Origin of the sequence: Pseudonocardia spirodelae, assembly GCF_037727765.1 — a bacterium.
GTDB lineage: Bacteria > Actinomycetota > Actinomycetes > Mycobacteriales > Pseudonocardiaceae > Pseudonocardia > Pseudonocardia spirodelae.
In genome coordinates this window covers 86,668-98,593 of sequence record NZ_JBBJUP010000011.1, presented here as the reverse complement: position 1 = coordinate 98,593, position 11,926 = coordinate 86,668, and the positions used below count along the sequence as shown (strand labels likewise).

Annotated in this window: 13 protein-coding genes; 2 read left to right on the top strand and 11 right to left on the bottom strand. The window is 76.0% G+C overall.

What is annotated here, in order from left to right:
- Positions 1 to 5 precede the first annotated feature (5 nt).
- Together WJX68_RS15095 and glmS are read right to left on the bottom strand one after the other, a co-directional pair.
- Entirely contained in the window at positions 6 to 1,481 is a 1,476-nt protein-coding gene (locus WJX68_RS15095; RefSeq protein ID WP_340291227.1) for an NAD(P)H-hydrate dehydratase, read from the bottom strand.
- A gap of 87 nt (positions 1,482 to 1,568) precedes the next feature.
- Positions 1,569 to 3,428: a glutamine--fructose-6-phosphate transaminase (isomerizing) gene (gene glmS / locus WJX68_RS15090; RefSeq protein ID WP_340291225.1), complete on the bottom strand. Its 1,860-nt coding sequence runs from the start codon at positions 3,426 to 3,428 to the stop codon at positions 1,569 to 1,571.
- A 117-nt stretch (positions 3,429 to 3,545) separates the two neighbouring features.
- On the opposite strand from glmS, the gene WJX68_RS15085 reads away from it, so the two are divergent.
- Positions 3,546 to 4,436 carry a dienelactone hydrolase family protein gene (locus tag WJX68_RS15085; RefSeq protein WP_340291223.1) on the top strand — a complete coding sequence of 297 codons (891 nt, stop codon included), beginning with the start codon at positions 3,546 to 3,548 and terminating at the stop codon, positions 4,434 to 4,436.
- A 17-nt stretch (positions 4,437 to 4,453) separates the two neighbouring features.
- Here the strand turns inward: WJX68_RS15085 and WJX68_RS15080 are convergent, their stop codons facing one another.
- Complete coding sequence (locus tag WJX68_RS15080; RefSeq protein WP_340291221.1) at positions 4,454 to 5,464, bottom strand: zinc-dependent alcohol dehydrogenase; 1,011 nt, start codon at positions 5,462 to 5,464, stop codon at positions 4,454 to 4,456.
- A 29-nt stretch (positions 5,465 to 5,493) separates the two neighbouring features.
- Complete coding sequence (gene shiA / locus WJX68_RS15075; RefSeq protein ID WP_340291219.1) at positions 5,494 to 6,834, bottom strand: shikimate transporter; 1,341 nt, start codon at positions 6,832 to 6,834, stop codon at positions 5,494 to 5,496.
- Positions 6,835 to 6,983: 149 nt separating this feature from the next.
- Here shiA and WJX68_RS15070 point away from each other — a divergent pair, with 149 nt between their 5' ends.
- On the top strand, positions 6,984 to 7,772 hold the full coding sequence (locus WJX68_RS15070; RefSeq protein WP_340291217.1) for an IclR family transcriptional regulator domain-containing protein: 789 nt from the start codon (positions 6,984 to 6,986) through the stop codon (positions 7,770 to 7,772).
- A 16-nt stretch (positions 7,773 to 7,788) separates the two neighbouring features.
- On the opposite strand, the gene WJX68_RS15065 is transcribed toward WJX68_RS15070, so the two are convergent.
- The 7 genes from WJX68_RS15065 to WJX68_RS15035 form a co-directional block, all read right to left on the bottom strand.
- Entirely contained in the window at positions 7,789 to 8,205 is a 417-nt protein-coding gene (locus WJX68_RS15065; protein ID WP_340291215.1) for a hypothetical protein, read from the bottom strand.
- Positions 8,202 to 8,459, bottom strand: coding sequence for a hypothetical protein (locus WJX68_RS15060; RefSeq protein WP_340291213.1), 258 nt, complete (start codon positions 8,457 to 8,459; stop codon positions 8,202 to 8,204). Before WJX68_RS15060 ends, WJX68_RS15065 begins: the two co-directional genes overlap by 4 nt.
- Before the next feature lie 147 nt (positions 8,460 to 8,606).
- Positions 8,607 to 9,944, bottom strand: a complete 1,338-nt coding sequence (gene glmM / locus WJX68_RS15055; RefSeq protein ID WP_340291211.1) for a phosphoglucosamine mutase — start codon at positions 9,942 to 9,944, stop codon at positions 8,607 to 8,609.
- An 11-nt stretch (positions 9,945 to 9,955) separates the two neighbouring features.
- The gene (gene rpsI / locus WJX68_RS15050; RefSeq protein ID WP_340291209.1) at positions 9,956 to 10,507 is read right to left on the bottom strand and encodes a 30S ribosomal protein S9; all 552 of its coding nucleotides are present in this window, start codon (positions 10,505 to 10,507) and stop codon (positions 9,956 to 9,958) included.
- A gap of 29 nt (positions 10,508 to 10,536) precedes the next feature.
- Positions 10,537 to 10,980, bottom strand: a complete 444-nt coding sequence (gene rplM, locus WJX68_RS15045) for a 50S ribosomal protein L13 (protein ID WP_340291207.1) — start codon at positions 10,978 to 10,980, stop codon at positions 10,537 to 10,539.
- Positions 10,981 to 11,215: 235 nt separating this feature from the next.
- Positions 11,216 to 11,506 (bottom strand): WXG100 family type VII secretion target, encoded by a 291-nt coding sequence (locus WJX68_RS15040; protein WP_340291205.1) that lies wholly within the window; start codon positions 11,504 to 11,506, stop codon positions 11,216 to 11,218.
- Between the two features lie 14 nt (positions 11,507 to 11,520).
- Positions 11,521 to 11,823, bottom strand: a complete 303-nt coding sequence (locus tag WJX68_RS15035) for a WXG100 family type VII secretion target (RefSeq protein ID WP_340291203.1) — start codon at positions 11,821 to 11,823, stop codon at positions 11,521 to 11,523.
- Positions 11,824 to 11,926 lie beyond the last annotated feature (103 nt).

Below are 11,926 nucleotides of genomic sequence, written 5' to 3'. Positions count from 1 at the left end.
GCAGGTCAGGCGGTGCCGCCTGCCGCGGCGCGCACGGCGCGCAGCGCGACCGGGATCGCCGCCTGCAGCGCCGACGCGGGCGCGGGCACCGGGGGCAGCCCGTGCTCGCGGGCGGCCGCGGTCGCGGCGCGGGCGTGCACGAGCGTCGCGCAGCCGGCGGCCCACCAGGGGTCGAGCCCGGCGGCGAGCAGCGCGCCGAGCATCCCGGTCAGCACGTCGCCGGAACCCGCGGTCGCGGCCCAGGAGTCGCGCGCCGGGTCGACGAGCACCCGCCCGTCCGGCGCGGCGACGACCGTCGCGTTGCCCTTGAGCAGCACGGTCACCCCCAGGTCCGCGGCGGCCCGGCGGACCGCGCCGACGCGGTCGTCGCCGACCTCCCCGGCGATCCGGGCGAACTCGCCCGCGTGCGGGGTGAGCACCACCGGCTCGCCGTGGATCCGGTCGCGCAGGTGCGGGTGGCGGGCGAGCAGGGTGATCGCGTCGGCGTCGAGGCAGAGCGGGACGTCGCGGTCCAGGGCCTCGGTCAGCACGGCCAGGCCCTGCCCGCCGGTGCCCAGACCGGGCCCGACCGCCCAGGCCTGGGTGCGGCCGGCGTCGGTGATGTCCCCGGTCGCGACGATCTCGGGCCAGTGCCGGCGCACCTCGTCGGCGGCGGAGCCGGCGAAGCGGACCATCCCCGAGGTCGACAGGGCGGCCGCGCCCGCGGCGAGCACCGCCGCGCCCGGGTAGGTCGCCGACCCGGCCGCGATCCCGGCGACGCCCTGGCTGTACTTGTCGTCGTCCGGGCCGGGGACCGGCCAGCGGGCGCCGGCGTCGGCGTCGGACAGCACCCACGCGTGCGGCTCGGCGGGCAGGAACGGCCCGAGGCCGATGTCGACGAGCCGGACCGGGCCGCACAGCGGGGCGGCCAGCGCGTGCACCGGCTTGCGGGTGCCGAAGGTGACCGTGAGCGCGGCGCGCACGTGCGGGCCGACGGTCGCCCCGGTGTCGCAGTCGACGCCCGAGGGCAGGTCGCAGGCCACGACCGGGACCCCGGCCGCGTCGGCGGCGGCGGCGACCAGCTCCGGCGCCGGGTCGCGCAGCGCGCCGCGCCCGGAGATGCCGACGATGCCGTCGTCCACGACGTCGGCCCGCGCGACGGCGGCGAGCGCCGCGCCGAGGTCGTCGGCGGCGACGGTGCGTCCGCGGGCGGCGCGCAGCGCGGCCAGCCCGCCGGGGTGGGCCCGGCCGGGGGCCGTCAGCACCGCCGTGACGTGCGCGCCGCGGCGGCGCAGCCCGGCCCCGGCCCACAGCGCGTCGCCGCCGTTGTCGCCGGCGCCGACGAGCAGGACCACCCGCCGTCCGTAGGTGGCGCCGAGCAGCTCGCCCACGTGGTGGGCGAGTCCCGCCGCGGCCCGGCGCATCAGCGCCCCGTCGGCGACGGTGCGCATCAACGCGGCCTCGGCCGTCCGGACCTGGTCGGCGGTGTGGAGCCCGTGCATGGCCGCGAGGCTAGCGCCGGTCGACCATGATCGACGGTCGCGGAGCGGGGCGCCCGCGTCGCGGACGCCGGACTCCACGACCGGTGATCACTCGACGGTGACCGACTTCGCGAGGTTGCGGGGCTTGTCGACGTCGTAGCCGCGGGCCCGGGCGATCTCGGCCGCGATCACCTGCAGCGGGATCGTCGCGACCAGCGGCTGCAGCAGCGTCGGGACCGCGGGCAGCTCGAAGAGGTGGTCGGCGAACGGGCGGACCGTCTCGTCGCCGGTCTCGGCGATGACGACCGTCCGCGCCCCGCGCGCCTTGATCTCCTGGATGTTGGAGAGCAGCTTCGAGTGCAGCACCGCGCGCCCCTTGGGCGAGGGCATGACCACGACGACCGGCAGGCCGTCCTCGATCAGCGCGATCGGGCCGTGCTTGAGCTCGCCGGCGGCGAACGCCTCGGCGTGCATGTAGGCGAGCTCCTTGAGCTTGAGCGCGCCCTCCAGCGCCACCGGGTAGCCGACGTGACGCCCGAGGAACAGCACCGCCTTCGACGGCGCCAGCTCCTGCCCGAGCGCGCGGGCCTCGCCGAGGGACTCCAGCACCTCGGCGACGGCAGCCGGGGTGGCCTCGAGCTGCTCGAACTCGCGGACGACCTCGTCGGGGTACTTGGTGCCGCGGGCCTGGGCCAGGGCCAGGCCGACCAGGTAGTTCGCGGCGACCTGGGCGGTGAACGTCTTCGTCGCCGCGACGCCGATCTCCGGGCCGGCGTGGGTGTAGATCACCGCGTCGGACTCGCGGGGGATCTGCGCGCCGTTGGTGTTGCAGATGGCCAGCACGCGGGCCTTCTGCTCCTTGGCGTGGCGCAGCGCCTCCAGCGTGTCGGCCGTCTCACCGGACTGGGAGATCGCCACGACCAGCGTGGAGCGGTCCAGCACCGGGTCGCGGTAGCGGAACTCGCTCGCCAGCTCGATCTCCACCGGCAGCCGGGTCCAGTGCTCGATCGCGTACTTCGCGAGCAGGCCGGAGTGGTAGGCGGTGCCGCAGGCGATGACGAAGACCTTGTCGACGTCGCGCAGGTCCTGGTCGGTGAGGCGCTGCTCGTCGAGCACGATGCGGCCGTCGACGAGGTGCCCGCGCAGGGTGTTCGCGATCGCGGTGGGCTGCTCCTCGATCTCCTTGAGCATGAAGTAGTCGTGGCCGCCCTTCTCGGCGGCCGCGAGGTCCCAGGTCACCTCGAACGGGTTCACCGCGACGGGCTCGCCGTGGAAGTCGGTGACGTCGTAGCCGTCCCGGGTGATCGTGACGACCTGGTCCTGGCCGAGCTCGACCGCGGAGCGGGTGAACTCGATGAATGCGGCCACGTCGGACGCGAGGAAGGTCTCGCCGTCGCCGAGGCCGAGCACCAGCGGCGAGTTGCGGCGGGCGGCGACGATCCGGTCCGGCTCGTCGGCGTGGGTCACGACCAGGGTGAACGCGCCCTCCAGACGGCGGGCCACGGCGCGCACCGACGCCGGCAGGTCGCCCGCGGTCGGGCCCTCGGCGTGGGCCAGCGCGACGAGGTGCGCGGCGGTCTCGGTGTCGGTGTCGGAGTCCGCCCAGATCCCGCGGGCCTCCAGCTCGGCGCGCAGCTCCAGGAAGTTCTCGATGATGCCGTTGTGCACGACCGCGACCCGGCCGTCGCTGCTGCGGTGCGGGTGGGCGTTGCGGTCGGTCGGCGGGCCGTGCGTCGCCCAGCGGGTGTGCCCGATGCCCGAGGTGCCGGTGAACCGGTCCCGGCCGACCTCGTCGAGGCGGGCCTCCAGGTTCGCCAGGGCTCCCGCCCGGCGCTCGATCCGCAGCTCACCGCCCTCCGGCAGCGCGACGCCCGCGGAGTCGTACCCGCGGTACTCCAACCGGCGCAGGCCGCCGAGGACGACGTCGAGTGCGGGCCGATGACCGACGTAACCGACGATGCCACACATACGGATGAGCGTATCGACGCCCGGTCGCGGACCGTACGGCGCCGGGTGCGACCGGCGCCACGCCGGGCGCACGCGCGCGGCGGGCATGCGGTGACCTGCACCGGTACGGTGCCGTCCGTGGCCCGGACCAGCGTGACCCGCCCCCCGTCGATGAAGGGGGCCAAGGACGCCCTCGGTGTGCTGTCGCGGCCCGGCCCGAACCCGGTCAAGCACGGCGACCTCGGCCTGATCGGGCTGCCGGGCATCGTCTACACCCCGGCCGAGGGCTACCAGCTGCCCGCCGTGGTGCTCGGCCACGCCTGGCTGCAGCCGGTCCGCCGCTACCACGAGCTGCTGCGCCACCTCGCGACCTGGGGCTTCGTGGCCGCGGCGCCGGACACCCAGCGCGGGCCGGTGCCGAGCACGTCCCGGTTCGCCGCGGACCTGAACACCGTGCTGGACGTGTGCGTCGGCGTCCGGCTGGGCGACGGCCACGTCTCGGTCGACGCCCGCCGGACCGCCCTGGTCGGGCACGGCACCGGCGGCGGGGCCGCGGTGCTGGCCGCCGCGAGCCGGGAGCGCCTCGGGGCCCTGGTGACCCTGGCCGCGTCGGAGGTGCGGCCGTCGGCGATCGAGGCGGCCGCCCGGGTGACGGCGCCGTCGCTGCACCTCGCCGCCGCCATCGACTCGCTCGCGCCGTCGGAGGGCCACGCCGAGAAGATCGCGGCCGCCCAGCACGAGGCGGGCACCGACGTCACCGCGCGCACCATCGACCGGGCCGGGCACCTCGGGTTCTGCGAGGGCCGGCACTGGTCGAGCATCCTGCTGCAGAACCGGCCGCAGCACCGCACCCGCCGGATCACCCGCGCGCTGGTGACCGCGTTCCTCATGCAGGAGCTGCTGAACGAGCGGCGGGTGTCGTCGCTGACCTCCGGCGCGGTCCCCGGCACGCAGCTGGTCGACCTCACCCCGGAGCCGGTCGAGGAGACCGCGGAGCGCCCCTCGGGGCTGCTCGGCATCGGCGGCTGAGGCCGGCGCCGCGCGGCTCAGGGCGCCAGCCACACCTTCCGGTCCGCCGCCGGGACGGCGTCGAACGCCGCCCCGGCCCGGGCGAACGGGTACGGCTGCGGCTCCATGAGACCCAGCAGGGTGTCCGCGACGGCCGGCAGCCCGGCGAGCGCGGCGGCGAAGTCGCCGGGGTGGTCGTAGATCAGCGACCCGGCCACGGTGACCTGCCGCTGCACCAGGTCGTGGGTGTTCACCGGCGACGGGCCGTCGTGCTGGCCGACGAGCAGCAGCGTCCCGGCCCGGTCGACGGCGGCGAGCGCGGCCGGCCACGCGGCGGGCGCGCCGGAGGTCTCGAACACCGTGGCGAAGACCTCGCCCGGCACGTGCTCGCGCGCGCCCAGCTCCAGGGCCCGGCGCCGCCGTCCGGGGTGCGGCTCGGCGACGACCGGGACGTACCCGGCGGCCAGCAGCGTCAGGCACAGCAGGGTGCCCTGGCTGCCCGCGCCGACGACCAGGCAGCGCGACCCCGGCTCGGGCGCCGCACGCCGCAGCGCCGCCCGGGTGACCACCCACGGCTCGACGCAGGCGACGACCCGCTCGGCCGTCGCCGCGTCGAGCCCGGCGGGCAGCGCGTGGGCGTACCCGGCCGGGACGGCGACGGCGCCGGCGAGCAGGCCGGGCGCCGTCACGCCGAGGGCCGCCCGGTCCGGGCACGCCGAGGTCCGCCCGGCGCGGCAGAACCGGCAGCGCCCGCAGGCGATGTTCGGCTCGACGGCGACGACCTCGCCGACCCGGCCCGGGTCGACGCCCGCGCCGACGGCGAGCACCCGCCCGCCGCCCTCGTGCCCCACGGTCCAGGGCAGCGCCGGGACCGGCCGGGCGCCGCTGCGCACGGCCAGGTCGGTGCCGCAGAGCCCGACGGCGGTGATCCCGACGAGGACCTCGCCGGGTCCGGGTCCGGGCGTCGCGACCGGGGTGGGGTCGAGACGGCCGGGGGCGGTGAGCCGCACGGCCACGGTGGTGGCGGGCGCGGCCGAGGTGGTCGGCATGGGGGTCTCCCGGGGTGGTCGGGTGCGGGTCAGACGTGCGACGACGCCGGGGCGGCCGGGGCGTCGGCGCGCTCGGTGTGCGGCTCGTAGCTCATGAAGGCGGCCACGAGCAGCGAGATCAGGCAGCCACCGGCCAGGTAGGCCGCCACGAGGTACCAGCCGCCGCCCGCGAGGGCGACGAGCGCGGTCGCGATGAACGGGGTGAACCCGCCGCCGACGACGCTGGCGAGCTGGTAGCCCAGGCCGGCCCCGCTGTTGCGGTGCCGCGCGCCGAACATCTCGGTGAACAGCGGCTGCTGGACGCTGACGATCGCGTCGTGGCCGATGTTGACCAGCAGGACGGCGCAGACGACGAGCAGCACGGCCGAGCCCTGCTCCATCGCGACGAAGAACGGCACCGAGGCCAGCACCGCGACGACGGCGCCCCCGAGGTAGACGGGGCGGCGGCCGTAGCGGTCGGACAGCCAGCCGAACAGCGGGATCGTCAGGATGCCCAGCCCGCCGACGAGCAGCCCGAGGCCCAGCATGAACCCGCGGGAGAAGCCGTACTGCCCGGTGGCGTAGGCCAGCGCGAAGGTGACGACGATGTACATCGTCAGCAGCTCGGCCAGCCGCAGCGCGATGATCTTCGCGAAGGCGCCGGGGTGGCGGCGCAGGGCCTCGACGACGGGCAGCTTCTGCTTCTCGACCGGCTCGGCGGCCTGGGCGGCGGCGGCCTCGGTGAACGCCTCGGACTCCTCGACGCCGGAGCGGATCCACAGCCCGACCAGGGTGAGCAGGAGCCCGAAGAAGAACGGGACCCGCCAGCCCCAGGTCTGGAACGCGTCCTCGCTGAGCGTCGCGACCAGGATCGCGACGAAGCCGTTCACCAGCAGCAGCGCGACCGAGTACCCGACCTGCACGCCGCTGGAGTACAGCGCCCGCCACCGCTTCGGCGCGTGCTCGACGGCCAGCAGCGCGGCGCTGCCCCACTCCCCGCCGACCGCGAGGCCCTGCACGCAGCGCAGGGTGACCAGCAGGACGGGGGCGAGGTAGCCGACCTGGTCGAAGGTCGGGAGGAGCCCGATCGCGGCCGTGGTCAGGCCCATGATCGCGATCGTCCAGACCAGGGTGCGCTTGCGCCCGATCCGGTCGCCGAGGTGGCCGAACACGATCCCGCCGAGCGGGCGGAACAGGAAGCCGATGCCGAAGGTGGCGAAGGCGGCGAGCGCGCCCGCGGTCGGGCTCTCGCCCGGGAAGAACAGGTGCCCGAAGACGAGCGCGGCGACGACCCCGTAGAGCAGGAAGTCGTACCACTCGACGACGGCGCCCACGAACGAGCCGGCGGCGGCGCGGCGGGCCCCGGGCGGGGCGGATGACGGCTGTGTCATGACCTTCTCCAGTGCGCATCGGTTTGTGCGCTGTGCGCACATCTGTGTGCAGTGCGCACAACGGTACGACGCGCGGCGCGGTGATCGCAAGACCGGGTCGCACGGGTGCCGCCGGTAGGGTCGGTGGTCCGCCGACCGGAGGGGGTTCGATGACCGCGGAGCCGGCCGCGCAGGAGCGGCACTTCGTGCGGGCGGTGGAGCGGGCGTTCCGGGTGGTCCGCGCGTTCGGGCCGGACACGCCGTCGATGACGCTCAGCGAGGTCGCGGCCCGGACCGACCTGGACCGGGCCACCGCGCGCCGGCTGCTGCTGACGCTGGTCGACCTCGGCTACGCCCGTCGCACGGGCCGCGACCGGTTCGAGCTGACCCCGCGGGTGCTGGAGCTCGGCTACGCCTACCTGTCCGGGCTGTCGCTGGTCGACGTGGCGCTGCCGCACCTGCAGGCGATGTCCTACGAGCTGCACGAGACGGCCTCGCTCACCGAGCTCGACGGCACCGACGTCGTCTACCTCGCCCTGGCCCGCAGCGCACGGCTCAGCGGGCTGCGGATCACCGTCGGGACCCGCTACGAGGCGTGGGCGACGTCGATGGGCCGGGTGCTGCTCGCGGGCCTGCCCGACGACGAGCTCGACGCCTTCCTGGCCTCGGTCACCGTGCAGCGGCGGACCGACCACACCGTGCGCGACGTCGAGGCCCTGCGCGACGCCGTCGTCGCGGCCCGGACCCAGGGCTGGGCCCTGGTCGAGCGGGAGCTGGACGACGGCCTGCGCGGCGTCGCGGCCCCCGTGCGCAACCGGGCCGGGCGGGTGATCGCCGCGGTGAACGTGTCGACCCACGTCGGCGTCGCGACCCGCGACGAGCTCACCGACCGGCACCTGCCGCGGCTGCTGCGGGCGGCCGCCGACATCGAGCGGGACCTGGCGGCCTCCGACCTCTGAGCCGCCGGGCCCGGGGTCACCTCGGTGCCCCGTCCGTGAGCGGCGGCAGAGCCGGGGCGACGACGCCGCGCCGCCCGGTCGTGCGGAGTCCCGGGAGCCCGGGGGCGCGCACGCCGCCGGGATCCTGCGGGCCGCCCGCTCCCGGTCCGGCCGCGGGAGCCTCGTCGTGGACCGCCGGTCCCCCGGACGCCCCGTCCCCGGCCGGCCCGTCCCGGTACGCCCGGTCCTGCGCGGCCTCGTCGGCCAGCCGCCGGACCTCGCGCCCCACGAGGTCGAGGCGTCCGGTCCACTCCCGCCCGGCCGCGTCGTCCCAGGCCGCGGTGACGGCGTCGCGGACGCCGGTGAGCAGCCGCGCGGTGTCGTCCAGCTCCCCCACCAGCTCGCGCAGGGCGGCGGCCTGGCGCTGCACGCCGTCGTCGGCCGGCACGGTCACGCCCCCGGACGGGCGGGGTCGTGCAGCCCGGTGAACCCGCGTGCGGCGTCGCCGTCGGCGGCACGGGTCGTGGCGGCGGCGCGGCGGGCGGCCGCGGCGAGCGAGGTCAGCTCCTCGGCGACGCGGCGCAGCCGCAGCGCGCGGTCCGGGTCGGGGACCTCCGCCGCGGCCCGGTCGAGGGCCGCGGCCGGACCGGACAGGGCGTCCGCGGCGCGGTCGAGCGCATCGGGGTCACGCCGCAGGTCCGGTCGCACCGCAGCAGCGTCCCCGGCCGGCACCGGCGGGGACGGAGATCCCGGGGATCCGGTCGCGATCGCGAACCGCCGGCATCGCAGCCCGCCCGGAGACGGGCCGGGGCCGCCACCCGTGACGGGTGACGGCCCCGGGGCACGCCGGTGGGGTCAGTGCGCGGCGGCGACGACCCCGGCCAGCCGCGCGGCGACGGCGTCGGCCTCGCGCTCGGTGGGCGCCTCCACCATCACGCGGACCAGCTGCTCGGTCCCCGACGGGCGCAGCAGCACCCGGCCGGTGTCCCCGAGCTCGGCCTCGGCCTTCGCGACGGCCTCCGCGACCTCCGACGACACCGCGACGGCGTCCTTGTCGGCGACCGAGACGTTGCGCAGCACCTGCGGCAGCACCGTCACGACCGAGGCCAGCTCGGCCAGCGGCGTCCCGGTCTGCGCGACCCGCGCCATCAGCCGCAGCGCGGTCAGCAGGCCGTCGCCGGTGGTGGCGTGGCCGGGCAGCACGACGTGCCCGGACTGCTCGCCGCCCAGCGTGTAGCCGCCCTCGCGCAGCCGCTCCAGCACGTAGCGGTCGCCGACCCTGGTGGTGTCCAGGGTGATGCCGGCCTCGCGCATCGCGAGGTGCAGGCCCAGGTTGCTCATCACCGTGGCGACGAGCGTGTCGTGGGCGAGCTCCCCGGCGTCGCGCATGGCGAGCGCGAGCACCGCCATGATCCGGTCGCCGTCGACGACGGCGCCGGTGGCGTCCACGGCCAGGCAGCGGTCGGCGTCGCCGTCGTGGGCGATGCCGAGGTCCGCGCCGTGCTCGAGCACCGCGGACCGCAGCGGGTCCAGGTGGGTCGAGCCGACGCCGTCGTTGATGTTGAGACCGTCCGGCTCGGCGTGCAGCGCGATCACGTCCGCGCCCGCTTGGCGGTAGGCCTCCGGGGCGGCCAGCGACGCGGCGCCGTGCGCGCAGTCCACGACCACGCGCAGCCCGGACAGCGATCCGGGCGCGGCGTCCAGCAGGTGCGCGACGTAGACGTCGGTGGCGTCCGGCGCGTCCCAGACGCGGCCGATGTCCGCCCCGGTGGGACGGCCGGCCGCGCCGGAGGCGAGCTGCTGCTCGATCGCGTCCTCGACGTCGTCGGGCAGCTTGTGACCGCCCGCGGCGAAGAGCTTGATGCCGTTGTCGGGCATCGGGTTGTGCGACGCGGAGATCATCACGCCGAGGTCGGCGCCGGTCTCGGCGACCAGGTGCGCGACGCCCGGGGTCGGTACGACACCGACCCGGATCGCGTCCGCACCGGCCGAGGTGAGCCCGGCGACGACCGCGGCCTCGAGCATCTCGCCGCTGGCGCGCGGATCACGCCCGACGACCGCGAGGGGCCGCCGGCCGGAGCCGTTCGAGAGCGTGCGTGCGGCCGAGGCACAGACGCCAACGGCGAACTCCGGAGTGAGGAGTTCGCCGTTGGCCAGGCCCCGGACGCCGTCGGTTCCGAAGAGACGAGGCATCCGGTGTGCGATCAGCGCTTGGAGTACTGGGGCGCCTTGCGGGCCTTCTTGAGGCCGTACTTCTTGCGCTCGACGGCGCGGGCGTCCCGGGTCAGCCAGCCGGCCTTCTTCAGCGGCGGGCGGTCCTCGGAGTCCAGCTCGACCAGCGCACGGGCGATGGCCAGGCGCAGCGCGCCGGCCTGACCCGCGGTGCCGCCGCCCTTGAGGTTGGCGAAGATGTCGAAGCGCTCGGTCTTCTCGACGAGGACCAGCGGCTCCTTCACGATCTGCTGGTGCAGCTTGTTCGGGAAGTACACCTCGAGCGGCTTGCCGTTGAGGGTGAACTGGCCGGAGCCCGGCAGCAGCCGGACGCGGACGACGGCCTCCTTGCGGCGGCCGACGGTCTGGACCGGGCGGTCGCCCAGCACGGGGGCCTCGGCGGCGAACCCGTCGGCGTCGAACTCGGCGGCGTCACCGATGGTGTAGTCGACGTCGGCGACCTCGGTCTCGGTCGCCTCGGCGGCCACACCCTCGGTCTCGACCGCGTCGACGACCTCGTCGGGTCCGTTCTCGGGGCTGGTCACGGGCTGTCCCTCTTCGTTGCTCGGGGTGGTCACTGGCTGACCTGCTTGATCTCGAACGGCTGCGGCTTCTGGGCCTCGTGCGGGTGCGACGGGCCGGCGTAGACCTTCAGCTTCTTGGCCATCGCGCGCCCGAGGCGGTTCTTCGGCAGCATGCCCTTGATCGCCTTCTCCACGAGGCGGTCGGGCTGGCTGTCGATCATCTCGCCGACCGAGCGCTGGCGGAGGCCACCCGGGAAGCCGGAGTGGCGGTAGACGAACTTGTCGGTCCGCTTGTTGCCCGACACCGAGATCTTCTCGGCGTTCACGATGACCACGAAGTCGCCGTTGTCGACGTGCGGCGCGTAGGTCGGCTTGTGCTTGCCGCGCAGCAGCGTGGCCGCGTGGGTGGCCAGCCGCCCGAGGCGCACGTCCTCGGCGTCGATCACGTGCCAGGCGTGCTGGATGTCGCCGGGCTTGGGGCTGTACGTGGGCACGGATCTACCTCGTCGTCGTTCTCGGCTGGTGGGCCGTCCGCACGGGTTCCGGCCCACTCTCTAGTCTCTGGTTCCTCAGCGTGCTGCTGGTGGACGCCGGAGGGACGCTCGATCCCGCCGCTGTCGCCGGAGGACGGCGCCCGCGGGTCTCCACCGCTGCACAACGAGTGTCAAGAGTACCCGCCGGTCCCGGGGGCGGACGCGGGGGGTGGTCCGGGCCCCCGGGACGGCGTCCTCAGGCGAACCGCGCCCGGTTCGCCTGCTCGGTGGCCCGGTAGCTCTGACCGGCCTGTCCGACCAGCCGCCCGATCGTGCCCAGGGTGGCGGTCAGGCCCTCCGCGGAGGCGTCCCACTTCTGCTGGGACGCCTGGTAGGTGGCCGCGGCCTCGCCGGTCCAGGTCGAGACCACCGGCGCGAGATCGCGCCGGAGGTCCTCGAGCTGGGCGGTGATGCGCGCGGTCGTCGCGGCGACGTCGGCCGACGCCGTCTCCAGCGCGCTGAAGGTGACCTTGATCTCGGATCCCACGGTGACGCTCCCCCTCACCCGAGCACCGACGAGATGGCGGTGCGGTTGCTGTCCTCCTGCTGCTGGTACGCCGTCGCGGTGCCGCCGAGCTGCTCACCGATCGCGGTCAGCGCCTCGTTCAGCCGGCGCGCCTCGGTGTCCCACCTCGCCATCAGCTGCGCGAACGCCGTCGCCGCGGCCCCGGACCACTGCCCCTGCAGCGGCCCGAGCTGGGACCGCAGCCGGGTGAGCTCGCCGTTCACCGCGTCGCTCACCGCCCGGACCCGGCCCGCGGCCCGGGTCATCTCCTCGGTCGTCGTGCCGAACCCGTCGGCCATCGCCTGCCACCTCGTCCTCCTGGGTGTCCCGGCCGGTCGTGCCCGGGGCCGCGGGGTGTCCCCGGCCCGCGCACGGTGGCAGGGCGGGCGGGGCGGCCGTGGC